21 protein-coding genes and 1 riboswitch are annotated in these 23579 nt (G+C 71.4%); of the genes, 11 read left to right on the plus strand and 10 right to left on the minus strand.

What is annotated here, in order from left to right; all coding sequences use genetic code 11:
• The first annotated feature begins 192 nt into the window (after nt 1–192).
• Nucleotides 193–450: a WhiB family transcriptional regulator gene (locus tag ACV7NM_RS11370; protein WP_003953983.1), complete on the plus strand. Its 258-nt coding sequence runs from the start codon at nt 193–195 to the stop codon at nt 448–450.
• 195 nt (nt 451–645) lie between these two features.
• Here the strand turns inward: ACV7NM_RS11370 and ACV7NM_RS11375 are convergent, their stop codons facing one another.
• Nucleotides 646–2115, minus strand: coding sequence for a sensor histidine kinase (locus ACV7NM_RS11375; protein ID WP_463413898.1), 1470 nt, complete (start codon nt 2113–2115; stop codon nt 646–648).
• 397 nt (nt 2116–2512) lie between these two features.
• Nucleotides 2513–3106 carry a TetR/AcrR family transcriptional regulator gene (locus ACV7NM_RS11380; RefSeq protein WP_463410189.1) on the minus strand — a complete coding sequence of 198 codons (594 nt, stop codon included), beginning with the start codon at nt 3104–3106 and terminating at the stop codon, nt 2513–2515.
• An 84-nt stretch (nt 3107–3190) separates the two neighbouring features.
• Between ACV7NM_RS11380 and ACV7NM_RS11385 the strand changes: the two genes are divergently transcribed.
• Both ACV7NM_RS11385 and nagB read left to right on the plus strand, forming a co-directional pair.
• Nucleotides 3191–3952, plus strand: coding sequence for an SDR family oxidoreductase (locus ACV7NM_RS11385; protein WP_463410190.1), 762 nt, complete (start codon nt 3191–3193; stop codon nt 3950–3952).
• A 164-nt stretch (nt 3953–4116) separates the two neighbouring features.
• Nucleotides 4117–4902 (plus strand): glucosamine-6-phosphate deaminase, encoded by a 786-nt coding sequence (gene nagB / locus ACV7NM_RS11390; protein ID WP_463410191.1) that lies wholly within the window; start codon nt 4117–4119, stop codon nt 4900–4902.
• A 93-nt stretch (nt 4903–4995) separates the two neighbouring features.
• Here nagB and ACV7NM_RS11395 read toward each other — a convergent pair whose 3' ends face one another.
• The 4 genes from ACV7NM_RS11395 to ACV7NM_RS11410 form a co-directional block, all read right to left on the minus strand.
• A complete protein-coding gene (locus ACV7NM_RS11395) occupies nt 4996–6483 on the minus strand; it encodes a glycoside hydrolase family 3 protein (RefSeq protein ID WP_463410192.1) in 1488 nt (495 codons plus the stop codon).
• Nucleotides 6484–6489: 6 nt separating this feature from the next.
• Nucleotides 6490–7338, minus strand: a complete 849-nt coding sequence (locus ACV7NM_RS11400) for a carbohydrate ABC transporter permease (protein ID WP_463413899.1) — start codon at nt 7336–7338, stop codon at nt 6490–6492.
• 38 nt (nt 7339–7376) lie between these two features.
• Nucleotides 7377–8372 (minus strand): carbohydrate ABC transporter permease, encoded by a 996-nt coding sequence (locus ACV7NM_RS11405; protein ID WP_463410193.1) that lies wholly within the window; start codon nt 8370–8372, stop codon nt 7377–7379.
• A 74-nt stretch (nt 8373–8446) separates the two neighbouring features.
• A complete protein-coding gene (locus tag ACV7NM_RS11410; RefSeq protein ID WP_463410194.1) occupies nt 8447–9736 on the minus strand; it encodes an extracellular solute-binding protein in 1290 nt (429 codons plus the stop codon).
• 291 nt (nt 9737–10027) lie between these two features.
• Between ACV7NM_RS11410 and ACV7NM_RS11415 the strand changes: the two genes are divergently transcribed.
• From ACV7NM_RS11415 to ACV7NM_RS11450, 8 genes are all read left to right on the plus strand, one after another.
• Nucleotides 10028–10792, plus strand: a complete 765-nt coding sequence (locus tag ACV7NM_RS11415) for a GntR family transcriptional regulator (RefSeq protein ID WP_463413900.1) — start codon at nt 10028–10030, stop codon at nt 10790–10792.
• 128 nt (nt 10793–10920) lie between these two features.
• Nucleotides 10921–13134 (plus strand): carbon starvation CstA family protein, encoded by a 2214-nt coding sequence (locus ACV7NM_RS11420; RefSeq protein WP_463410195.1) that lies wholly within the window; start codon nt 10921–10923, stop codon nt 13132–13134.
• Nucleotides 13131–13328, plus strand: coding sequence for a CstA-like transporter-associated (seleno)protein (locus ACV7NM_RS11425; protein ID WP_463410196.1), 198 nt, complete (start codon nt 13131–13133; stop codon nt 13326–13328). Before ACV7NM_RS11420 ends, ACV7NM_RS11425 begins: the two co-directional genes overlap by 4 nt.
• A 76-nt stretch (nt 13329–13404) precedes the next feature.
• A complete protein-coding gene (locus ACV7NM_RS11430) occupies nt 13405–13905 on the plus strand; it encodes a GNAT family N-acetyltransferase (RefSeq protein ID WP_463410197.1) in 501 nt (166 codons plus the stop codon).
• A 53-nt stretch (nt 13906–13958) separates the two neighbouring features.
• Nucleotides 13959–14082: riboswitch (cobalamin riboswitch) on the plus strand.
• A 153-nt stretch (nt 14083–14235) separates the two neighbouring features.
• A complete protein-coding gene (locus ACV7NM_RS11435; RefSeq protein WP_463410198.1) occupies nt 14236–16632 on the plus strand; it encodes a ribonucleoside-diphosphate reductase subunit alpha in 2397 nt (798 codons plus the stop codon).
• Nucleotides 16632–17663, plus strand: coding sequence for a ribonucleotide-diphosphate reductase subunit beta (locus ACV7NM_RS11440; RefSeq protein WP_463410199.1), 1032 nt, complete (start codon nt 16632–16634; stop codon nt 17661–17663). The genes ACV7NM_RS11435 and ACV7NM_RS11440 overlap by 1 nt, the downstream gene beginning before the upstream one ends.
• A 107-nt stretch (nt 17664–17770) precedes the next feature.
• Nucleotides 17771–18487, plus strand: a complete 717-nt coding sequence (locus ACV7NM_RS11445) for a helix-turn-helix domain-containing protein (RefSeq protein WP_463410200.1) — start codon at nt 17771–17773, stop codon at nt 18485–18487.
• A 47-nt stretch (nt 18488–18534) separates the two neighbouring features.
• Nucleotides 18535–18963 (plus strand): DUF3703 domain-containing protein, encoded by a 429-nt coding sequence (locus ACV7NM_RS11450; RefSeq protein ID WP_463410201.1) that lies wholly within the window; start codon nt 18535–18537, stop codon nt 18961–18963.
• Here ACV7NM_RS11450 and def read toward each other — a convergent pair.
• From def to ACV7NM_RS11470, 4 genes are all read right to left on the minus strand, one after another.
• On the minus strand, nt 18939–19574 hold the full coding sequence (def, locus tag ACV7NM_RS11455; protein WP_463410202.1) for a peptide deformylase: 636 nt from the start codon (nt 19572–19574) through the stop codon (nt 18939–18941). The genes ACV7NM_RS11450 and def overlap by 25 nt on opposite strands.
• Before the next feature lie 66 nt (nt 19575–19640).
• Complete coding sequence (locus ACV7NM_RS11460; protein ID WP_136213978.1) at nt 19641–20636, minus strand: tetratricopeptide repeat protein; 996 nt, start codon at nt 20634–20636, stop codon at nt 19641–19643.
• A 131-nt stretch (nt 20637–20767) separates the two neighbouring features.
• Nucleotides 20768–22042: an HD-GYP domain-containing protein gene (locus ACV7NM_RS11465; protein ID WP_463410203.1), complete on the minus strand. Its 1275-nt coding sequence runs from the start codon at nt 22040–22042 to the stop codon at nt 20768–20770.
• A complete protein-coding gene (locus ACV7NM_RS11470; RefSeq protein WP_463410204.1) occupies nt 22039–23463 on the minus strand; it encodes an HD-GYP domain-containing protein in 1425 nt (474 codons plus the stop codon). Before ACV7NM_RS11470 ends, ACV7NM_RS11465 begins: the two co-directional genes overlap by 4 nt.
• Between the last annotated feature and the right edge of the window lie 116 nt (nt 23464–23579).

The raw sequence follows: 23579 nt of genomic DNA on the forward strand, positions 1-23579 counted from the left end.
GTTTGCGAATCTCTACATGGCGATCGGGACAGCCCGCACTACCCGGCACCCACACAGACCGCCAGAACCCCACACGAATCTTCGGACCCCCCAGTCGTCTTCTGAGGGCCAACCCTTTCCCTCACGGGGGGATTCGTGAAAGCGTTCACATTCACAAGCCACATGTTCGCAATACAAGGAGATGGAGCAGCCATGGACTGGCGTCACAACGCCGTTTGCCGCGAGGAAGACCCGGAGCTCTTCTTCCCCATCGGCAACACCGGTCCTGCGCTGCTGCAGATCGAGGAAGCCAAGGCCGTCTGCCGCCGCTGCCCCGTGATGGAGCAGTGCCTGCAGTGGGCGCTCGAGTCCGGTCAGGACTCCGGCGTCTGGGGCGGCCTCAGCGAGGACGAGCGCCGCGCCATGAAGCGCCGCGCCGCTCGCAACCGGGCGCGCAACGCCAGCGCCTGACATTGACTTTCGAGCCTCGAGCCGCAGCGCGTAGAACCTGAGAAGCGCTCAGCAACGTGCTCTTGAGCCCCGGACCGGAACATCGGTCCGGGGCTCAGTGCTGTGCGGAGCCCCGGGACCCGATGGCCGGCAACCCCAGCAGCCGGTCACACAGCGTGACGCACCGGTCGCCGCGCCGCGTCACCGTCCGTCGCCCTACTTCTGCGGGCTGGCCGGGACGTCGAGGACGACCCGGGTGCCGTGCGGCTCGACCCGGACCATGTCGAACGTCCCGCCGAGCTCTCCCTCGACCAGGGTGCGGACGATCTGGAGCCCGAGGTTGCCGGCCCGCTGCGGGTCGAAGCCCTCGGGCAGGCCGCATCCGTCGTCCAGCACCTTGATCAACAGCCGAGCGTCGGCGCGGCCCGTGCCCGAGCGGGTGGCGGACACCTCCACGGTTCCGCCCTCCCCTTGGGTGAAGGCGTGTTCCAGGGCGTTCTGGAGGATCTCGGTCAGCACCATCGAGAGCGGGGTGGCGACTTCCGCGTCCAGGATTCCGAACCGGCCGGTACGCCGGCAGGCGACCTTGCCGGGCGAGATCTCGGCGACCATCGCGATGACGCGGTCGGCGATCTCGTCGAACTCCACGCGCTCGTCGAGGTTCTGAGAGAGCGTCTCGTGCACGATCGCGATCGAACCGACGCGCCGCACCGCCTCGTTCAGCGCCTCGCGCCCCTGCGGGGAATCCATCCGTCGGGCCTGGAGGCGCAGGAGGGCGGCCACCGTCTGGAGGTTGTTCTTCACCCGGTGGTGGATCTCCCGGATGGTCGCGTCCTTGGTGATCAGTTCACGTTCGCGACGGCGCAGCTCGGTGACGTCGCGGCACAGCACCAGCGAACCGATGCGGGGGCCCTTGGGCTTGAGCGGGATGGCACGCAGCTGGATGACCCCGCCGTTGCCCTCGATCTCCGTCTCGCGCGGGGCCCAGCCGCTGGCCAGCTTCACCAGCGCCTCGTCCACCGGGCCGCGCGAGGGGGCCAGTTCGGCGGTGGTGGTGCCCAGGTGCTGGCCGACCAGGTCGGAGGCGAGCCCGAGGCGGTGGTAGGCGGAGAGCGCGTTCGGGGACGCGTACGTCACCACGCCCTCGGCGTCGAGCCGGATCAGTCCGTCCCCTGCGCGCGGAGAGGCGTCCATGTCGACCTGCTGGCCGGGGAACGGGAAGGAGCCCGCCGCGATCATCTGGGCCAGGTCGGAGGCGGACTGGAGGTAGGTGAGCTCCAACCGGCTCGGTGTACGCACGGTGAGCAGGTTGGTGTTGCGCGCGATCACTCCGAGTACCCGACCCTCGCGCCGGACGGGGATGGACTCGACGCGGACGGGGACCTCCTCGCGCCACTCGGGGTCGCCCTCGCGGACGATCCGGCCCTCGTCGAGGGCCGCGTCCAGGAGCGGGCGGCGGCCCCGGGGGACCAGATGGCCGACCATGTCGTCCTGGTACGAGGTCGGTCCGGTGTTCGGGCGCATCTGCGCGACCGACACGTACCGGGTGCCGTCGAGGGTGGGAACCCAGAGCACGAGGTCCGCGAAGGACAGGTCGGAGAGCAGCTGCCACTCCGAGACCAGCAGGTGCAGCCACTCCAGGTCGGTTTCACTGAGAGCGGTGTGCTGGCGTACGAGGTCGTTCATGGAGGGCACGGCCCGAGCGTACCCCGGGTACGGCCATGACTTTCCCCACGGCGAATACCCAGGAGTATCCAGGAGGGCCTCCCGCCGCGTAGGGTTGGAGGAAGTGACGGGAATGCGACCCCTGTCCTTGGATGGACAGGACAGATTGGTCTAGTCCACAATGGTTTAAGCTTCCGCCCTCCCCGCACAGGAGGACGGATCGAGGAAGCCGCGCGCTCTGCCCTGACCGCGTAGGCGCCTCCCACCGGCCGCCGGGAACCGCACACCCGCCGGCCGTAAGTACTCCGGGCTACGGTGCCGGACGGGTTGAGGGTCCCGTCCTGCACCGTGGCCCAGAGGAAAGACCGGCCCCGCGAACGGCCGTGGCGCGCAGGAAGCAAGAACTCCCCACGGTCCCCTACCGCGGCCAGGCCCGCATCGCCGTCCGCGCGACCGCTTCCAGCTCTTCGCGGCCGGCCCCGTCGCGCGCCTGCTGGGACATTCCCTGGAGCACCGCCCCGACGTAGCGGGCGAGCGCCCGCGCGTCCGTGTCGACGGGCAGCGCGCCGGCGGCGACGTCCGCCGCGATCCGGCTCTCGAAGGTCGCCAGGTTGGCGTTGCGCCGTTCCCGGAGGGCCTCGGCCACCTCGTCCGAGGTGGTGTTGATCGCCGCGCTGATGACCATGCAGCCCTTGGGGTGGGCCGGATCGGTGTAGACGTCGGCGGCCTCGCGCAGGACGCGCCGTACGGCCGCGGCGGCGGTTGGCTCCTCGGCGAGGGCGACGGCCGCGAAGCCGCCGTACCGGCCGCCGTACACCGTCACGGCCTCGTCGAAGAGCGTGCGCTTGTCACCGAAGGCCGCGTAGAGGCTGGGGGCGCCGATGCCCAGCTCGCGGGTGAGGTCGGCGATGGAGGTCGCCTCGTAACCGCGCTCCCAGAAGACGCGCAGGGCCGCGTCGAGGGCGGCGTCGCGGTCGAAGGAACGGGGCCTGCCGCGCTGTCCGGTCACCATGCGGCACATTCTATAGCGGCCATTAAGGAATCTGCTATGTTGCCTTCTGTAGCGACCACTAGAGATTTCGAAGGGGGGCGCGTCATGGGCGTGCTCAAGGGGAAGACGGCTCTGGTCACGGGCGGCAGCCGGGGCATCGGCCGGGCCGTGTCCCGGCGCTTGGCGCGGGACGGGGCGCTGGTCGCCGTGCACTACGGCCACGACGCGGCGGCCGCGCGCGAGACGGTCGCCTCGATCGAGGCGGAGGGCGGCCGGGCCTTCGCGATCGGGGCGGAACTGGGGGTCCCGGGCGACGCGCGGGCGCTGTGGGCCGCGTACGACTCCCACCCCGCGGCGGAGGAGGGGCTGGACATCCTGGTCAACAACGCCGGGGCGGCGGCCTTCGCGGGGATCGAGGACACGGACGAGGAGACCTATGACCGCGCGCACGCGCTCAACGCGAAGGCACCGTTCTTCGTGATCAAACACGGGCTGCCGCGCCTGCGGGACGGCGGCCGGATCGTCAACGTGACGGGCACCCCGGACCTCGCGCTGCCGGCGATCCTGGCGACGATCACGGCCAAGGGGGCGGTGAACGCGCTGACCGTGTCGCTGGCCGCCGCGCTCGCGCCGCGCGGCATCACCGTCAACTCGGTGGGCCCGGGCGTCATCGAAACCGAGCTCAACGCGGGCTGGCTGGCCGACCCGGCGGCCCGGGCGCACGTATCGGCCCGCTCGGTCTTCGGTCGGACCGGGACGGCGGAGGAGGTCGCGGACATCGTCGCCTTCCTGGCCTCGCCGGACTCCCGCTGGATGACGGGCAAGCACCTGGACGCGACGGGCGGCCTCCAGCTCGCGCTGCTGTAGGCGGCGGGGACGCGGGGCCGTCGAGACTCCGCCGAGAGGCCGCCGAGAGGCCGCCGGACGGGGATCGGAACACCATGGAAGTGGGGCGGAAGGCCCGCCACGAGCGGGTCGATTCTGCTAGATTGGTCTATACCACACCACCTCTCCAGATCGGCAGGCCCCGCGTGGAAGTTGTCATCGTCCCGAACGCCAAGGCAGGCGGCGAGCTCATCGCGGAGGCCATGGCCGCCTTGGTACGCCGCAAGCCCGACGCCCTGCTCGGGGTGGCGACCGGCTCCACCCCGCTGCCCGTCTACGAGGCCCTCGCCGCCAAGGTCAAGGCCGGCGAGGCCGACGTCTCGAAGGCCCGCGTCTGCCAGCTCGACGAGTACGTGGGCCTGCCCGCCGGGCACCCGGAGTCCTACCGCGCCGTCGTCCTGCGCGAGGTAGTCGAACCCCTCGGGCTGTCCGAGGCGTCCTTCATGGGTCCCGACGGCTCCGCCGAGGACATCGTGGCCGCCTGCGACGCGTACGACCGCGCCCTCGCCGAGGCCGGCGGCGTCGACCTCCAGCTGCTGGGCATCGGTACGGACGGGCACATCGGCTTCAACGAGCCCTGCTCCTCGCTCGCCTCCCGTACCCGGATCAAGACGCTGACCCACCAAACCCGCGTCGACAACGCCCGCTTCTTCGACGAGGACATAGACCAGGTCCCGCACCACGTCGTCACCCAGGGCATCGGCACCATCCTCGACGCCCGCCACCTGGTGCTGCTCGCCACCGGCGAAGGCAAGGCGGAGGCCGTCGCGCAGACCGTCGAGGGCCCCCTGTCCGCCCTCGTCCCCGCCTCCGCGCTCCAGCTGCACCGCCACGCGACGGTGGTCGTGGACGAGGCCGCCGCCTCGAAGCTGAAGCTGGCCGACTACTTCCGCCAAACCTACGCCGACAAGCCCGCCTGGCAGAGCCTGTAACAGCGCGGGGCGCCGGCGGAGGCCGCCACGGCGCAGCGCACCGAGGCCGGGCCCCGGTTCAGGGGCCCGGCCTCGCTGCTGTGAGCATTCGCGCTACGCGCTCGCGATGACCTCCGCGGCGGCCCTCCCGCACACCCGCGAGGCGCCGTGGGTGGCGATGTGCAGCGCGCCGCGCGGCTCGGCCCGGGGCAGGCCCATCTCGACCACCACGGTGTCCGGCCGGGCCGCCACGAGGGCGTCCAGGACCTCGGTCATCCAGGGGTGCCGGTGCGCGTCCCGGACCACCGCGACGACCGTTCGCTCCCCCGCGGCGGCCAGGACCTCCCCCACGCCGACCCCCTCGTGGTAAACCCCCGCCGCGGTGCCGGGAAGCAGCGCCGCGAGTTCGGCGGCCACGCCCCACGGGGTCTCGTCGCCCACGGCGATGTTCGGCAGTGGGGCGAGCGTGGCCACGTACGGGGTGCCCACGGGGCTCACCCGGCCGGTCAGGAGCAGGGCCCGGCGGGCCGCCGTCAGGCCGATGCCGGGCGCGCCCCCCTCCGGCGCGCCCGGCATCGCGGCGGCCCGCCGCACTCGGGTCCATTCGGCCAGGTCGCGGACCCTGGCGGCGGCGTCGGCGAGCCGCTCCTCGGGCAGCGCGCCCTCCCGTACGGCGGCGACCAGCGCGTCGCGCAGCCGCAGGACGGTGGCCTCGTCGGCGAGTCCGCCGCCCACGCAGATCGCGTCGGCGCCGGCGGCGAGGGCGAGGACGGAACCGCGCTCTATGCCGTACGTCCCGGCGATGGCGTTCATCTCCATGCCGTCGGTGACGATGAGGCCCTCGTAGCCGAGTTCCTTGCGCAGCAGGTCGGTCAGGACGCGCGGGCTGAGGGTGGCCGGGCGGGTGGGGTCGAGGGCGGGGACCAGGATGTGCGCGCTCATGACGGCCTTGGTGCCGGCTTCCGCGGCTGCCTTGAACGGCACGAGTTCACGTGCCGTCAGGGTGTCCGGATCGGCGTCGATGCGCGGCAGCGCGAGGTGCGAGTCGACGTTGGTGTCGCCGTGCCCGGGGAAGTGCTTCGTGCAGGCCGCGACCCCGGCGGCCTGGAGGCCCTCGACGTAGGCGGCGGTGTGCCGGGCGGCGAGATGGGTGTCGGCGCCGAAGGACCGTACGCCGATGACCGGGTTGTCGGGGTTGGAGTTGACGTCGGCGGAGGGCGCCCAGTTCAGGTTGACCCCGCAGGCGGCGAGGCGGCGCCCCAGCTCGCGGGCGACGTCCCGGGTCAGACCGGTGTCGTCGACGGCGCCCAGGGCCAGATTGCCCGGGAAGGAGGAGCCGTCACGGACCTCCAGGCGGGTGACGTCGCCGCCCTCCTCGTCGATGGCGACCAGGACGTCGTCGCGCTCGGCGCGCAGTTGCGCGGTGAGGCGCCCGAGCTGCTCGGGGGCGACGATGTTGCGCCCGAAGAGGCCGACGGCGTGCAGGCCCTCACCGAGCCGGCGCAGCAGCCAGGCGGGGGCGGTGGTGCCCTCGAAGCCGGGCTGGAGCACCGCCAGGGCGTCGCGGGTGAGCGTGTCCGTCTGGTGCGCGAGGACAGTCATGGGCCGTTATCCCTTCACGGCGCCGGCCGTGAGGCCCGCGGCCATCTTGCGCTGGACGATGAGGAAGAGGATCACGATGGGGAGCGCCATCATGGTGGAGCCGGCCATCATCGGGGCGAACTCGGTGCCGTTCTTGGTGGTGAAGTTGCCGAGCCAGACGGTTGCCGTCTGGTTCTGCTGGCTCATCAGCATCAGGGCGTAGAGGTACTCGTTCCACGCCTGGATGAACCCGTAGACGGACGTGGCGACCATGCCCGGCGCGAGCAGGGGGAAGACGACGCGCAGGAAGGCGCCGGTGGGCGTGCAGCCGTCGACCATGGCCGCTTCTTCGAGCTCCTTGGGGATGTTGACGATGAATCCGCGCAACGTCCAGACGGTGAAGGGCAGGATGAAGGTCAGGTAGGTGATGATCAGGCCGCTGAGCTTGTCGTACTGGCCGAGGTCGTTGAGGAGCAGGAAGACCGGGATGATCATCGCGACGAGCGGGATCATCTGGACGGCCAGGATGCCGACGATCACGACCTTGCGGCCGCGGAAGGCGAACCGGGAGATGGCGAGGGCGGCCAGCATGCCGACGGCGATGCCGATCACGACCACGGTGAACGAGACGATCATGCTGCGCCCGACCGGTCCCCAGAAGTCGGAGATCTCCAGCGCGCGCCGGAAGTTGTCCAGCGTGAAGGTGGTCGGGAAGAAGTGCGGGTGCGGGTCGATCGCGTCCTTGGCCGGCTTGAGGGCCGTGTTCAGCATCCAGTAGACCGGGAACCCGGCGGTGACGAAGACCAGCAGGCCGAGGAGGTTCCAGCCGAGCCTGGGCTTCTTGCGCTGCTTGAGGCGGGGGGCGCCGGCGGTCACGGGGGGCGTGGTGGTCGCGGGGGGCGTGGTGGTCGAGGTCACTCCACCTCTCCGATCTTGAGCATCTGGCGCATGTATACGGCGACCACCGCGAGCAGGAGCAGGACGGTCACGAGGGCGATCGCGGAGCCGCCCGAGTAGTCGTTGACCACGAAGGCCTGCTTGTACGAGTAGGTGGTCAGCAGTTGGAACTCGGCCTCGGGGTTGCCGTTACGCATCACGAAGACCTGTGGGAAGACGCCCATGTCCCAGATGACCGACAGGGTCGTCAGCATGACGAGGATCGGCTTGAGGATGGGGAGGGTGACGTGGCGGAACACGCCCCAGGCGCCCGCGCCGTCGAGGCGCGCCGCCTCTTCCAGTTCCTTGGGCACCTGCGTCAGGCCCGCGCCGATGGTGATGACGACGAAGGGCACCGCGCCCCAGACCACGAGCAGCATGATCACCGCGAGGCCCTGGGGGCCGGTGGCGAACCAGTTGTGGCCGATCATGTCGACGCCGGGGAGCCGGCTCATCAGGTAGTTGAGGACGCCGTAGTCGGCGTCGAAGATCCACTTGAAGATGGCGGTGGCGACGATGACGGGCATGCCCCAACTCGCGACCAGCGCGATGTTGACGAGTGCCTTGACCCAGCCGGAGACCTTCTGGAGGAGCAGGGCGACGAGCATGCCGATGACCATGGTCAGGATGACCGCGCCGGCCGCGAAGGCGATGGTGCGCAGCACGACGGACCAGAACACGCCGTCGCCGAGCACCTTCGAGAAGTTGTCGAAGCCGACGAACTCCGCGTCCTTGAAGCCCCAGAGCTCGGACTTGCCGAAGCTCTGGAAGGAGAGGGACACCAGTCTGAACAGCGGGTAGCCCATGACGAGGACGATGATCAGCAGGCACGGGGCCAGCAGCAGCCAGGGGGTCGCGCCGGGGCCCTTGCGGTCCCGGCGCCGCGGTGCGGAGGTCTTGCCTGTCCCGGGTCCGGTGGAAGTCTGGCGCCGTGCCGGCGGCAGATCGGCGGTGGTTGTCTGTGCGGCACTCATCGCGTGCTCCTCGGGGGTCCCTCTCTTGACGGGCGGCGGGGCCCCGCCGATCCGGCGGGGCCCCTCACTTCAGGTCACTTGGTGTTGATGACCTTGTCGATCTCGGCGTCGGCGGCCTTGGCCGCGTCCTCGACCGACTTCTTGCCGGTGCCGATGTCCTGGAGCATGGTCTGGAGGACCTTGCCCTTCTCGACCTGGCCCCAGCCGGGGGCGGTCGGGACGAACCAGGAGGACTCAGCCGCGGTCGCCGGGACCTCGGTCTTGGGGTCGGTCTTGAGCGGGCCGAGGTCCGTCTTGTTGTTGGGGAGGTTGCCCTTGGCGATCAGGCCCTTCTGGCCCTGGGAGCCGGTGAAGGCGTTGATCCACTCGGAGGCGATGTCCTTGGCCTTGGACTTCGACGGGACCGCGAGGTCCGAACCGCCGAGGAAGACCGGGAGGGCCTTCCCGTTCGGGCCGGGCATCACGAAGTTCTCGAGCTTGTCCTTGAGGCCGCCCACCTTGTCGCTCTTAGGGTCGGCCGCGGTGGACCCTTCCCACGCGGAGGCGAAGATGGCGGCGGAGTTGCCCTGGCCGAAGACGACCGGGCGGTCGGCCTCGTCCTTGGTCTTGTCCGCGTGCATGTACTTGTCGAGGAGCTCCTTGTACTGCTTGAGCCCCTTGATCGCCTCGGGGGAGGACAGGGAGCCCTTCCACGAGCCGCCGTCCTTCTTGGCGATGGCCCCGCCGTTGTCGTAGACGAAGGACATCGCGCCGTACCAGTCCGGCGAGGGCTGGTAGAGGGCGCTGAACTTGTCGCCCTTCGCCGCCTGGATCTTGTCCAGGGCGGAGGTCAACTCGGCCCAGCTCTTGGGGGCGGCGGTGACGCCGACCTCGGCGGCCAGGTCCTTGCGCCAAGTGCCGACGCGGCCACCGGCGTAGTAGGGGACGCCGTAGGTCTTGCCGTCGTAGGTGACGGACTGCTTCAGGGCGTCCAGCCAGGCGGCGGAGTTGTCGAACTTCGAGGGGTCGATCTCGGAGAAGGCCCCGGTCGACATGTAGCCGATCATCTCGGAGTTGCCCATCTCGACCACGTCGGGGGCCTTGTCCGTGGCGAGGACGGCGTCGAGCTTGGCGTTCTTGTCGGGCCAGCCGTAGTACTCGTGCTTGACGGTGAGACCGGGGTGCTTGGCGACTATCGCGTCGTCGGCCGCCTTGACCAGCTCCGGCCAGTTGTTCTGGGCGTCGACCGTCAGCCAGACGGTCAGCTCCTTGGCGCCTGACGCCTTGTCGGCCGTGTCCCCGCCCTTGCTGTCCGAGCCACCGCAGGCCGCCAGGCCGATCACCATGCCCGCGACTCCAACCGCCGCGATGAGCTTGCGCTTCACGCCACCCTCCTCAGGGATGCCTTCATGCACGTCCCTTGCCCGCCGCGGTGACATACGCGAAGTACTGAGCGTGGGGCCGGGATCCGATCCATATTGGTGTAGACCAGTAACCGGAGCTTGGCCTAGACCTTTAGGGGTGTCAAGGGTCTAATGAGCGGGTGATCGGTCCGTTATCGGACCGACACCTGGGGGAGGGGAGGGGCCTGTCCTCCCACCCGTGTCACGATGTGACCGCACATATCGGAGGAGCCGGTGACGGCAGCGAAACTGGAGTCGGGAAGGCGGGCGGCGATGGCCACCGAAGGGGCGACCACGGAGCCGGAAGGCGGGGCGGCCACTCGCACGGCCCGGGTTCCCAAGTACTACCGACTCAAGCGGCACTTGCTCGACATGACCGAGACCATGCCCCCCGGCACACCCGTGCCGCCGGAGCGCACGCTCGCGGCCGAATTCGACACCTCGCGGACCACCGTCCGCCAGGCCCTGCAAGAACTCGTGGTCGAGGGCAGGCTCGAACGCATCCAGGGCAAGGGCACCTTCGTCGCCAAGCCCAAGGTCTCCCAGCCGCTCCAACTCTCCTCCTACACGGAGGACATGCGCGCCCAGGGCCTGGAACCGACCTCCCAGCTCCTCGACATCGGCTACGTGACGGCCGACGACACCCTCGCCGGGCTCCTCAAGATCTCCACCGGCGGGCGGGTCCTGCGCATCGAACGGCTGCGCCTGGCCAGCGGCGAGCCGATGGCCATCGAGACCACCCACCTCTCGGCCAAGCGCTTCCCCGCGCTGCGCCGTTCGCTCGCCAAGTACACCTCCCTCTACACCGCCCTCGCCGAGGTGTACGACGTGCGCCTGGCCGAGGCCGAGGAGACGATCGAGACCTCGCTCGCCACCCCGCGCGAGGCCGGACTGCTCGGCACCGATGTCGGCCTGCCGATGCTGATGCTCTCCCGGCATTCGCTGGACGCCGACGGCGAACCGGTCGAATGGGTACGTTCGGTGTATCGCGGCGACCGTTACAAGTTCGTTGCCCGGCTTCGGCGACCCGCTCTCTGATACCTCATTGACTCTTGATCCGCCCACGGTGGACGCTCGTACCGCTATACGGACGGGGGCTTTCGTCCACCGGTCGGGCCCCCGTAGATTCCCTGCGCTCAGCAGTGATCAACGAGGGGACGAGGATCATGCCGGAACCGGAAGCAACAGGCACGACACGGGACACGGCGGGAGCCTCGTCAGGGGGGCTCTCGCCGAAGTCGATCGCCGTGTGGGTGCTCGTGGCCCTCGTCGGGGCCATCGGCTGGGGCGTGCTGGCCCTCTCGCGCGGTGAGGAGATCTCGGCCGCGTGGCTGCTCGCCGCCGCGCTCGGCTCGTACGCCATCGGCTACCGCTTCTACGCGCGCTTCATCGCGGACCGCGTCCTGGGCGTGGACAAGACCCGGGCCACCCCCGCCGAACGCCTGGACAACGGCGTCGACTTCCACCCCACCGACCGCCGGGTGCTCTTCGGCCACCACTTCGCCGCCGTCGCCGGCGCGGGCCCGCTGGTCGGTCCGGTGCTCGCCTCGCAGATGGGCTACCTGCCGGGAACCATCTGGATCGTCGCGGGCGTCATCTTCGCGGGCGCCGTCCAGGACATGGTGACGCTGTTCTTCTCCACCCGCCGCAACGGCCGTTCGCTCGGCCAGATGGCGCGTGACGAGATCGGCCCGATCGGCGGGGCCGCCGCGCTGGTCGCCGTGTTCGTCATCATGATCATCCTGCTGGCCGTGCTGGCCCTGGTCATCGTCAACGCGCTGGCCGACTCCCCCTGGGGCGTCTTCTCCATCGGCATGACCATCCCGATCGCCCTGTTCATGGGCTTCTACCTGCGCGTCCTGCGACCGGGACGGATCACCGAGGTCTCCCTGATCGGTGTCGCCCTGCTGCTGCTCGCCATCGTCGCGGGCGGCTGGGTCGCCGACTCCTCGTTCGCCGACGTCTTCACCCTCGACAAGCAGACGCTGGTCATCTGGATGGTCGCCTACGGCTTCGTGGCCTCCGTCCTGCCCGTGTGGATGTTGCTCGCCCCGCGCGACTACCTCTCCACCTTCATGAAGGTCGGCACCATCGCGCTGCTGGCGGTCGGCGTGGTCATCGCGATGCCCATGCTGAAGATGCCCTCCGTCACCGACTTCGCCTCGCGCGGGGACGGACCGGTCTTCGCCGGCTCGATGTTCCCGTTCGTCTTCATCACCATCGCGTGCGGCGCGCTGTCCGGCTTCCACGCGCTGGTCTCCTCGGGCACCACCCCGAAGATGATCCAGAAGGAGACCCAGGTCCGGGTCATCGGCTACGGCGCGATGCTCACCGAGTCCTTCGTCGCCGTCATGGCCGTGATCGCGGCCTGCATCATCGAACCGGGCCTGTTCTTCGCCGTGAACTCCCCCGCCGGGGTCATCGGCACCACCGTCGAGACCGCGTCCCAGGCCGTGACGCACTTCGGGTTCGCCATCTCCCCCGAGGCACTGGCCCGGGCCGCGAAGGACGTCGAGGAAACCACCCTGCTGTCCCGCACCGGCGGCGCCCCGACCTTCGCACTCGGAATGTCGGAGATCTTCTCCTCCGTCATCGGCGGGGCCGGGATGAAGGCCTTCTGGTACCACTTCGCCATCATGTTCGAGGCCCTTTTCATCCTGACCACCGTCGACGCGGGCACCCGCGTCGGCCGCTTCATGCTCCAGGACACCCTCGGAAACGTGCACAAGTCCTTCAAGGACGTCAGCTGGAAGCCGGGCGTCTGGATCGCGAGCGCCGTCGTCGTCGGCGGTTGGGGCTACTTCCTGTGGGTGGGCGTCGAGGACCCGCTGGGCGGCATCAACCAGCTGTTCCCGCTGTTCGGCATCGCGAACCAGCTGCTCGCGGCGGTCGCCCTGGCGGTATGCACCACGCTGCTGGTCAAGTCCGGCCGACTCAAGTGGGCCTGGGTGACCGGCGTCCCGCTGGCGTGGGACGTGGCGGTGACCCTCACCGCCAGTTACCAGAAGGTCTTCTCGGACAACCCGAAGATCGGCTTCTTCGCCCAGCGCGACCTGTACCAGGACGGCATCGACGCCGGAAAGGTCATCAAGCCGGCCAAGGACCTCGCCCAGATGCACACCGTGGTCACCAACGCCACGGTGGACGGCGTGCTGTCGGTGCTGTTCGCCCTGCTGATCGTCATCGTGCTGGTGGACGCCGCCCGCGTCTGCGTCAAGGCGGTCCGCGCGCCGCAGGGCGTCACCCTCACCGAAGTCCCCTGGACCGAGTCGAGGATCGTCGCCCCGGCGGGTCTGATCGCCACGCCCGAGGAGCGGGCGGAGCTGGCCGCGGCCGGCCTCGACTCGGGCGGCGGCAAGGCCAAGGAGCCGGTGGCGTGAGCGGCGTCCGGGAAGTGCTGGCCAAAGCCAGGTACTACGTACGGGAGTTCACCGGTGAGGCCGCCTACGACCGCTACGTGGCCCACGCCCGCTCCCACGACCCGGACACCGAGGTCCTCACCCGACGCGCCTTCGAGCGCGCCCGCACGGACTCCCGCGAGGCGGATCCGCGCGAGGGCTTCCGCTGCTGCTGAACCGGCCACGGGCCGCCGCGTATCCCCCCGGGAAACGCGGCGGCCCTTTCCGTGCCCGAGGGGCACACTCGATGCCATGGACATCACGATCAGACGGGCGCTGCCGGCGGAGTACGAGACGCTCGGGGACATCACCGCCCGCGCCTACCTGGAGGACGGGCTGCTCACGTACGGCGAGGACGACCCGTACCTCGCCAGGCTCCGGGACGTGCCCGGGCGCGCCGCGGCCGCCGAGGTGCTCGTCGCCGTGCTGGGCGACGGGCGCGTGGTGGGCGGTGTGACCTTCGCCGCGCCGGGCAGCCTCCTGTGCGACATCGCCCGCGCGGACGAGGCCGAGTTCCGGATGCTGGCGGTCGCCCGCGAGGGCCGCGGCCGGGGCGCAGGCGAGGCGTTGGTGCGGGCCTGCGTCGACCGCTCACGGGCCGTCGAGGGCGTACGGCGGCTGGTCCTGTCGACCACGCCGGACATGCTCGGCGCCCACCGGATCTATGAGCGCCTGGGCTTCGTCCGGTCGCCGGAACGGGACTGGGCACCCGTCCCCGACCTCACTTTGCTCACGTACGGTCTCGCGCTGTAGTCGGCGCGCGACACAACATCTAGGGGGTCCCCCAGGAGGGTGCCCCCACATGTATGCTCGTGCTCGCTGTCGCCGCAGGGGAATCCGGTGCGAATCCGGAACTGTCCCGCAACGGTATGAACTGCGCCCATTGGTGCACGAGCAAGTCCGAGGACCTGCCGACAGCGCGCCCGGCTCGACCGAACCGGGTACAGCCACGTCCGGGCCTCGCGGTTGGGCCGGTGGACGCCGCGCGGCGCAAGCGTGCCCAGAGTTGGGGACGCGCCCGCGCGCGCCCGCTCGCGCCCCGCACCGACGGTATCCCGGAGCCGAGTGAGGGAGAGCTCCCCCGTGACCATCGCGCCCGCCGCACCGCGCGCCGAGTCCGACCCGTCCGACAGTGCGACCAACGGCGGGGGCCATGGGGCCGCGCTGCTGCGTACCCTCACCGAGCTGACGGCCGACCTCCCCGACACCGACCCCGGCCGGGTCGCCGCCGCCGCCCTGCGCGGCCGCAGCGCCGCCGCGGACAAGGCCGAACTGCGCTCGCTGGCCACCGAGGCCGCGGCCGGGCTGATCTCCGAGGACCCCGCCTACTCCCGGCTGGCCGCCCGCCTGTTGACGCTGGCCGTGCGCGACGAGGCCGCGGGCCAGGGCGCGACCTCCTTCGCCGCGTCCGTCGCGGTGGGCCACCGCGAGGGCCTGATCGCCGACCGCACGGCCGACTTCGTGGCTGCCCACGCGAACCGGCTCGACGCGCTGGTCGAGCACGCCCTCGCCGAGGGCGCCGACGACCGCTTCGGCTTCTTCGGCCTGCGCACCCTGCACAGCCGCTACCTGCTGCGCCACCCCATCACCCGTCAGGTGATCGAGACGCCGCAGTACTTCATGCTTCGCGTGGCCTGCGGTCTCGCCGCCGACGACAGCGTGCCGGCCGTCGAGGAAGTGGCCTCGCTGTACCGGCTGATGAGCCGCCTGGACTACCTGCCGTCCTCCCCCACCCTGTTCAACTCGGGCACCCGCCACCCGCAGATGTCCTCCTGCTACCTGCTGGACTCCCCGCTGGACGAGCTCGACTCGATCTACGACCGCTACCACCAGGTCGCGCGCCTGTCCAAGCACGCCGGCGGCATCGGCCTGTCGTACTCCCGCATCCGCGCCCGCGGTTCGCTGATCCGGGGCACCAACGGCCACTCCAACGGCATCGTCCCGTTCCTCAAGACCCTCGACGCGTCCGTCGCCGCCGTCAACCAGGGCGGTCGCCGCAAGGGTGCCGCAGCCGTCTACCTGGAGACCTGGCACGCGGACATCGAGGAGTTCCTGGAGCTGCGCGACAACACCGGTGAGGACCAGCGCCGTACGCACAACCTGAACCTGGCCCACTGGGTTCCGGACGAGTTCATGCGCCGGGTGAACGCCGACGCCCACTGGTCGCTCTTCTCCCCCGCCGACGTCCCCGAGCTGGTCGACCTCTGGGGCGACGAGTTCGACGCCGCCTACCGCCGGGCCGAGGCGGCCGGCCTGGCCCGCAAGACCATGCCCGCCCGCGACCTCTACGGCCGGATGATGCGCACCCTCGCGCAGACCGGCCAGGGCTGGATGACCTTCAAGGACGCCTCCAACCGGACGGCGAACCAGACCGCCGAACCCGGCACGGTCGTCCACTCCTCGAACCTCTGCACCGAGATCATCGAGGTCACCAATGACGGCGAGACCGCGGTCTGCAACCTGGGCTCGGTCAACCTGGGCGCATTCGTCCTCCCCGAGACCGGTGACATCGACTGGGAGCGGCTGGACGCGACCGTCCGCACCGCCGTCACCTTCCTCGACCGCGTCGTGGACATCAACTTCTACCCGACCGAGCAGGCCGGCCGCTCCAACGCCCGCTGGCGCCCGGTGGGCTTGGGCGCGATGGGCCTTCAGGACGTCTTCTTCCAGCTGAAGCTGCCCTTCGACTCCCCCGAGGCGAAGGCCCTGTCCACGAAGCTCTCCGAGCGGATCATGCTGGCCGCGTACGAGGCCTCCTGCGACCTGGCCGAGCGCAGCGGCCCGCTCCCCGCCTGGGAGCAGACCCGGACCGCCCGCGGCGTCCTGCACCCGGACCACTACGACGTCGAACTGAACTGGCCCGAGCGCTGGGACGCGCTGCGCGCCCGCGTCGCCGAGACCGGCATGCGCAACTCACTGCTGCTCGCCATCGCCCCGACGGCGACGATCGCCTCGATCGCGGGCGTGTACGAGTGCATCGAGCCGCAGGTCTCGAACCTCTTCAAGCGCGAGACGCTGAGCGGTGAGTTCCTCCAGGTCAACGCGTACCTGGTGGACGAGCTGAAGAAGCTCGGCGTGTGGGACACGCAGACCCGCGAGGCGCTGCGCGAGGCCAGCGGCTCCGTGCAGGGCTTCGGCTGGATCCCGGCCGAGGTCCGCGAGTTGTACCGCACGGCGTGGGAGATCCCGCAGCGCGGCCTGATCGACATGGCGGCGGCCCGTACGCCGTTCCTGGACCAGTCGCAGTCGTTGAACCTGTTCCTGGAGACGCCGACCATCGGGAAGCTGTCCTCGATGTACGCGTACGCCTGGAAGCAGGGCCTCAAGACCACGTACTACCTGCGCTCCCGCCCGGCGACGAAGATCGCCCGCGCGGCGCAGGCGGCTGCCGCCCCCGCCGCCACGCTTCCGCAGGCCGTCGACGCCGACGCGCTGGCCTGCTCCCTTGAGAACCCCGAGTCCTGCGAGGCCTGCCAGTAATGAGCTCCACCGACACCGACGTTGCGACGAGCAAGAACCTGCTCGACCCGGGCTTCGAGCTGACGCTGCGCCCGATGCGCTACCCGGACTTCTACGAGCGCTACCGCGACGCGATCAAGAACACCTGGACGGTCGAGGAGGTCGACCTCCACTCGGACGTCGCCGACCTCGCGAAGCTGACGCCGGGCGAGCAGCACATGATCGGCCGGCTGGTCGCGTTCTTCGCGACGGGCGACTCGATCGTCTCCAACAACCTCGTGCTGACCCTGTACAAGCACATCAACTCCCCGGAGGCGCGCCTGTACCTGTCGCGCCAGCTGTTCGAGGAGGCCGTGCACGTCCAGTTCTACCTGACGCTGCTCGACACCTACCTGCCCGATCCGGACGACCGTGCGGCGGCCTTCGACGCGGTCGAGGAGATCCCGTCGATCCGCGAGAAGGCGCAGTTCTGCTTCAAGTGGATGGATTCGGTCGAGAAGATCGACCGGCTGGAGACCCAGGCCGACCGCCGCCGCTTCCTGCTGAACCTGATCTGCTTCGCCGCCTGCATCGAGGGCCTGTTCTTCTACGGCGCGTTCGCGTACGTCTACTGGTTCCGCTCGCGGGGCCTGCTGCACGGTCTGGCGACGGGCACCAACTGGGTGTTCCGCGACGAGACCATGCACATGAACTTCGCCTTCGAAGTCGTGGACACGGTCCGCAAGGAGGAGCCGGAGCTCTTCGACGACGCGCTCCGGCAGCAGGTCACCGACATGCTCAAGGAGGCCGTGGAGGCGGAGCTGCAGTTCGGCCGGGACCTGTGCGGCGACGGCCTGCCGGGCATGAACACCGAGTCGATGCGCGAGTACCTGGAGTGCGTCGCGGACCAGCGTCTGGTCCGCCTCGGCTTCCCTCCGCTGTACGGTTCGCAGAACCCGTTCTCGTTCATGGAGCTCCAGGGCGTGCAGGAGCTGACGAACTTCTTCGAGCGCCGCCCGTCCGCCTACCAGGTCGCCGTCGAGGGCACGGTCGACCTCGACGAGGACTTCTGAGTCCCCTGCTCCAACGGCTTGATAGCGTCCCCGCCCATGGGGAGAACGACGACTCGGGTGACCGGGCTCCGGGGCGGGGGCGCTTCGTCGTGTCCGGGCTCCACGGCATGACCGCCTCCGGGTGGGCCGGGCGGGCCCGGCTGCGGCCCGGGGGCCTGTTGTACGGGGGCGCCGTCGGGTCGGCGACCGCGCACGCGCACCACTCCGTGCAGGTCATCGCCGCTCTGGGCGGCGACGGGCTGCTGATGGCCGGGCCGGACGGGGAGCCCTTCCGGTGCCGGGCGTACGTGGTTCCGGCCGGGGTACGTCATTGCGTGCTGGGCGGCACCGCGCGCGGGGTGGTGCTGCACTACGACCCGCTCTCCTCCGCCGGCCGCGGGCTCGCGGCCCTGGCGCGGGACGTGGGAGACCTCGTACCGGCCGCCGCGGACCTGCCCGCCGATCCCTTCGAGGCGGCGTGCGCGCTGGACTCGCTGCTCCCCGGCGGCCCGGCGGCGGAGGCCGCCGCGCATCCGGGGCTGGCGCGGGTGCTGGCGTGGCTGCCCGGGCGGGACGGCGTACGGCTGTCCCAGGCGGCCGAGGTGGCCTGCCTGTCGCAGAGCCGCCTCGCCCACCTGTTCCGGGCGGAGCTGGGGCTGCCGTTCCGCCCGTACGTCCTGTGGCTGCGACTGATGCGGGCCGCCGAACTCGCCTCCCGGGGGCAGACCCTGACGGACGCGGCGCACGGCGCGGGCTTCGCCGACGGGGCTCACCTCAGCCGTGTGTGGCGGCGGATGTTCGGGATCCCGCCGTCGGACTTCACCCGCACCATCCAGTGGATGTAGCAGGTTCGTTCAAGCGCCGACGGGCCCTGTGGCCGCACCGTTGACGCATGACGAACTTGCTGAGGACCTGCATCACCGCGTGTACGCCGAAGGCCATGCCGGCCGCCGTGCGCACGGCCTTCGAGGCGGAGCTGCGCCGCGCCCGCGACGCCGCCCCCGACACCGGCACCATGTGGGACGCCCTGGAGCGGGCGCACATCATCTCCCAGGCCTGGGCCTGGCCCCACACCCGTGCCCACTGGCACATGTTCCGGCTCGCGGTGCGCTGCCGGGACCGGGCGGAGACGGTGGGGCAGGTGGTGCGGATCCTGGTGGCGGGAGCGGGGTCGGTGACCGGGCGCGTGCCCCACGGCAACACGGGGCGTACGGCGGCGGGGCTGCTCACGCCGATGCCCCTCCCGGAGGATCTGCGGGTGCTGCTGGGCCGCTCCCGGGAGCGGCCCGAGGCCGCTCAGTCGTTGGGGACGGTCTCGTAGCGCGGGGTGCCCTCTTCCATCTGGCGGAGGGCGTCCTTGCGGTCCCGCTTCGAGAGCCGGTCGATGTACAGGTACCCGTACAGGTGGTCCGTCTCGTGCTGGAGGCAGCGGGCGAAGTAGCCGGTGCCCCGCACCTTGATCGGGTTGCCCCGGGCGTCCTGGCCCGTGACCTCGGCGTAGTCCGGGCGGGCCAGCGCGGCGTACGCGGTCGGCACCGACAGGCAGCCCTCGTTGGAGTCGTCCAGCACGCGCGCCTCGGCCGGCAGCTCCACCAGCTTCGGGTTGACGACGACACCGGTGTGGCGCCGGCCCTCGTCGTCCGGGCAGTCGTAGACGAAGACCTTGGCGTCCACGCCGATCTGGTTCGCGGCCAAGCCGACGCCCTCGGCGGTCTTCTGGCTGGCGAACATGTCGTCGATCAGCTGCGCCAGCTCGTCGCCGAACTCCGTGACGTCCTTGCACTCCCGGTGCAGGACCGGGTTGCCGACCACCGTGATCGGGCGGGAGGTGCCGCGCTCACGGTGGGCGAGCTCGCGTGCCTCACAGTCCTCGGTGTCCACGACGTAGCCTTCGTCGTCGACCGGGACAACCTGGTTCTCCTGCTGGGCCATGTCCGCCGTACGCCTTCCGTAAGTCTGCGAGTCACCGATGTGACCGGTACAGCCTACGGCCCCGTCTCAGCAGACTTCTTCGAGATCGCGCCACTCACGGCTGTCCGGGCTGTCCGCGACCCACCCGTCCAGGAGTCCGCGCACCAGACCGGCCGGCGCCGCGATGCCGCATTCCCGCTCGGGCACCCACAGGGAACCCGAGCCGGCCGTGCGGTGACCGAGCGGGCCGGGGTGGCCGGGCTCGCTGTGGTCGTGCGGGTCCAGGTGCTCGCCGTCGCCCTCGTCGCTCGGCATCGCGCTCTCCGAGCAGGTCCGGCACAGCAGGCGCACCGACGACGACCAGTCCTCGGCGGCGAAGCCCGCGTCCGAGGCCAGTCGCTCCAGGGCGTCGCGGTCGTCCTCGGTGGCCGCTTCCAGCAGGACCACCCAGGTCGGCACGGGCGAGGGCGCCCACAGCTCGATCTCGTCGAAGACCGGGTACGAGGGTCCGGCCGCGGTGATCCGCTCGCCGTGCGGGACTCCGTCGTGCAGGACGACCTCGCCCCAGCGCCGCCCCGAGGACGGCAGCGGGATCGAGAGGACCTCCATCCGGGCCGGATCGAGCCTGCGGCCCCACACGACCTCGGCCTCGCCCTCGGGCGAGAGGCGCACGGCGGCGCTGCCCAGCTCCATGCCGACGGGCTCGGCCGCCGCCGCGGTCCCGTGCGGGTCACCGGGGACCTTGAGCCCGTAGGCCTGCCAGGCCCGGCGGGCCAGTGGCCAATCCTGGAGCGCGGTCGCGGCGATCCCCACGTTCCACCAGTCCGGGGCGCCGGTCTCGCGGTCCAGCAGGGCCACGGCGCGCAGGCCGGCGGCCCGCGCCTGCTCCCAGTCGTGGCGGAACTTGTGCAGCAGGGCCAGGTTGAACCAGGACTCGGACAGCCAGGGTTCCAGGTCCGCCGCTCTGGTCAGGAGCGCGCCCGCGTCCTCGTACCGCCCGTCGCCGATCAGCGTGAACGCGCGGTCGGTGGCCTGCCGCCACGAGGCGGAGGGCCGATGCCGTACCTTCCCGAAGATCCTCACGTTTCCCGCCTGCCTGGGGGCACCGCCCAGCGGTAGCTGGGGGACTACGGTGCAGCCTCGCGGACACCCACACGGACACTCTTACTCGCATCCAACCATGCCCACTCGGACGGCCGCTCATTACCCATGGGTTACCCAGGTGGGAGCGGGCCGACTCCGGTCGGCCCGTCCCCGGCCAGAACCCTCGCCAGGCACTCCACGACCTCCGGCTGGAAGTCGCGCCCGGTCCCCAGCCGCAGCCGTTCCAGGGCGGCCAGTGAGCCGCCCGGGTGACCTTCCCCGCCGCACAGGTCGTCGTACGCGTTCACGGCGCGCACGATCCGCGCGGCGACGGGCTGCTCCCGGTAGGGGTCCGCCTGCCGCTCCACCACGACCGCGACTTCCGGGGGCACCCCGGTCTGCCGGGCCACCTCCCCGCCGAGCACGGCGATCCGGCGGGCCTCGGCGGCGGGCAGCCGGGCCGTCGCCCCGGCCGGGACGGGGTCGACGAGCGAGAGCTGACCGATGTCGTGCATCAGCGCGGCGTACTCCAGCACCGTGAGCTCGCGTTCCGAGAGCCCCAGCTCCCGTCCGACGGCGCAGCTCAGGACGGCCACCCGACGGGAGTGTCCCGGTCGGGTGCAGCCGGCGATCTCGGTGGCCCGGGCGAGGGAGGTGATGGTCTGGCGGTAGGTGGTGCGGACGGCGGTGATCCGGTGGAAGGACATCTGCGTCAGCAACAGCGGCACGCTGAACACGGGCAGCGCCCACAGCCCGGCGACTGCCGTCCCCAGCGCCATCACCAGGCCGGTCGCGCTGATCGCCGACCCGATCCCGGCCGGCGCGCGCAGCTCGTCGCGGAGCAGGGAGCAGTAGGGCCGGCCGGTGCGGGAGCCCGCCAGCGCGGCGGCGAGCACGGCGTCGCACAGGGCGGTGAGACCGAGCAGCAGCACCAGGAACAGCACGAGGTACGGGCCCTGTCCCACCCGTCCCTCCAGCCGGCCGGAGTTGTACAGCGGCTGGAAGCAGACGGCGGCGAAGGCGACGGTCAGCACCCGCCGGGCCACGTGGTCGAACGCGGGCCCGTGGCCCCGGGCGATGTGCGGGACGATCCCGACGAGGGCCGCCGCGACGACGACCGCCACGACCTGGAGCACCCCGTGGTGGGTGGGCTGCCCGGCGGCCCGGCCGAGGAGCGCGTAGGCGAGGGCGCCGGCGGAGCCCAGTGGCGCGGGCCTGCGGTCCTCGGCCGGGACGGGGGCGGCGGCGCGGTGGTCGCTGCGGGCCAGCTCGCCGACGCCGATGAGGATGCCGAAGGCGAGGGCGGTGCCGCCCTCCACCACGCCGTTCCACAGGGTGTGGCCGAGCGCCGCGAGGGTGAGCAGCGCGGCTGCCGCCCGTACGGCGCGGGCGGCGCCGGCCCTCACGCCCCGCCTCCGGTGCCCGGGCCGGGCGGGGCGGGGGAGGTCGCCGAGGTGGGGGACGAGGTGGGGGCGCCGCCGCGCGGGACCACCACCCGAACGTCGTCGTCCGAGGTCACCACCGGGTGCCAGCCGTGCCGCCCGATGGCGTCGACCAGGGCCCGCACCATGGCCGGGTCGAACTGCGCCCCCGCGCAGCGTTCCAGCTCGGCCAGGGCGACGGGGACCGGCCGGGCCCGGCTGTAGGAGCGGGTCGAGGTCATCGCGTCGAAGGAGTCGGCCACCGCCACGACCCGCGCCAGCACCGGGATCTGCTCCCCGGCCAGCCCGTACGGGTACCCGGTGCCGTCGACCCGCTCGTGGTGGTGCAGGATCGCGGACCGGGCCTCGCCGAGGAAGCCGATGCCGCGCACCATCTCGTGCCCGTACTCGGGATGCAGTTCGATGACCCGCCGCTCCTCGGGGGTCAGCGGCCCGTCCTTGCGCAGCAGCCGGGTGGGAACGCCGAGCTTGCCCACGTCGTGCAGGATTCCGGCGATCCGGACGACCTCCATGCGGTCGTCGGCCATGCCCAGCTCGCGGGCGATCATCGCCGAGGCCTGCCCGACGCGTTCGCTGTGCCCGCGCGTGTAGCGGTCCTTGAGGTCGACGGCCTGCACCAGCGCCCGGATCGTGGCCTGGTGCGCGGCGCGCTCGCGCGTGTACTGGGCGAAGACCCAGCAGGAGATGTACATGGGCAGCAGGACCAGCAGCGCGGCCGGCACCCCGAAGGAGCTGCGCCACATCACGGCCATCATCAGCCCGGCCAGGCCGTGCAGGCAGTACGGGGCGAGGCCGGCGGTCCCCCCGGACGAGGTGGCCGGCAGTCCGCGCCGGGCGGTGATCGCGGGGCGGCGTTCGGCGGCGGCCAGGACGGCGCCGTCGAGGGCGGTGAGCACCAGGCAGAAGACGACGGCGGCGGCTCCGGCGGGCACCACGGCGTACGGGAAGTCCGCCACCCGGGCTTCGGTGGCGCCGGGCCCGGCGCCACCGAGCGTGGCCGGCCCGCCCAGCAGGCCGTAGGCCTGCCCGGCCGCCCAGGCGGCGGTCGCCTGCTGGGCCGCGTGCCAGGTGCGGCGCACCCACACGGGCCGCTGCACCACGGGGGCGGCGAACGCGGCGGGCGCCGCCACGAGCGCCGCGGCCGCGGGCGTCAGGAGGTACACGGCGGCCAGCACCACGGGGAAGAAGGCACCCATGCCCTCGGGCATCCGGCTCCCGAACGACCGGTGGCTCCTGAGGAGTTCGCACCCGAGGCACAGGACGCAGAGCAGGGCCGCGGCCGGCCACGGCGTACCGGAATCCGTGAGGGCCGGGGCGACGCACCCGCAGGCGGCGAGCACGGCGCAGAGGATCAAGGCGCGCGCTCCCGACGGAAGTACCCGCATCGCACCCTCCTCCCCGCACCGGGCCGGGTCGGTACCGAATCCGACCGGTACCGGAAGGGGAGAATAGGTGGGGCCCGCGGCGCGGCGGGCCGCATTCGCGCATCGGGGCATACGGA

It is taken from the genome of Streptomyces sp. Tek67B01 (genome assembly GCF_055231995.1).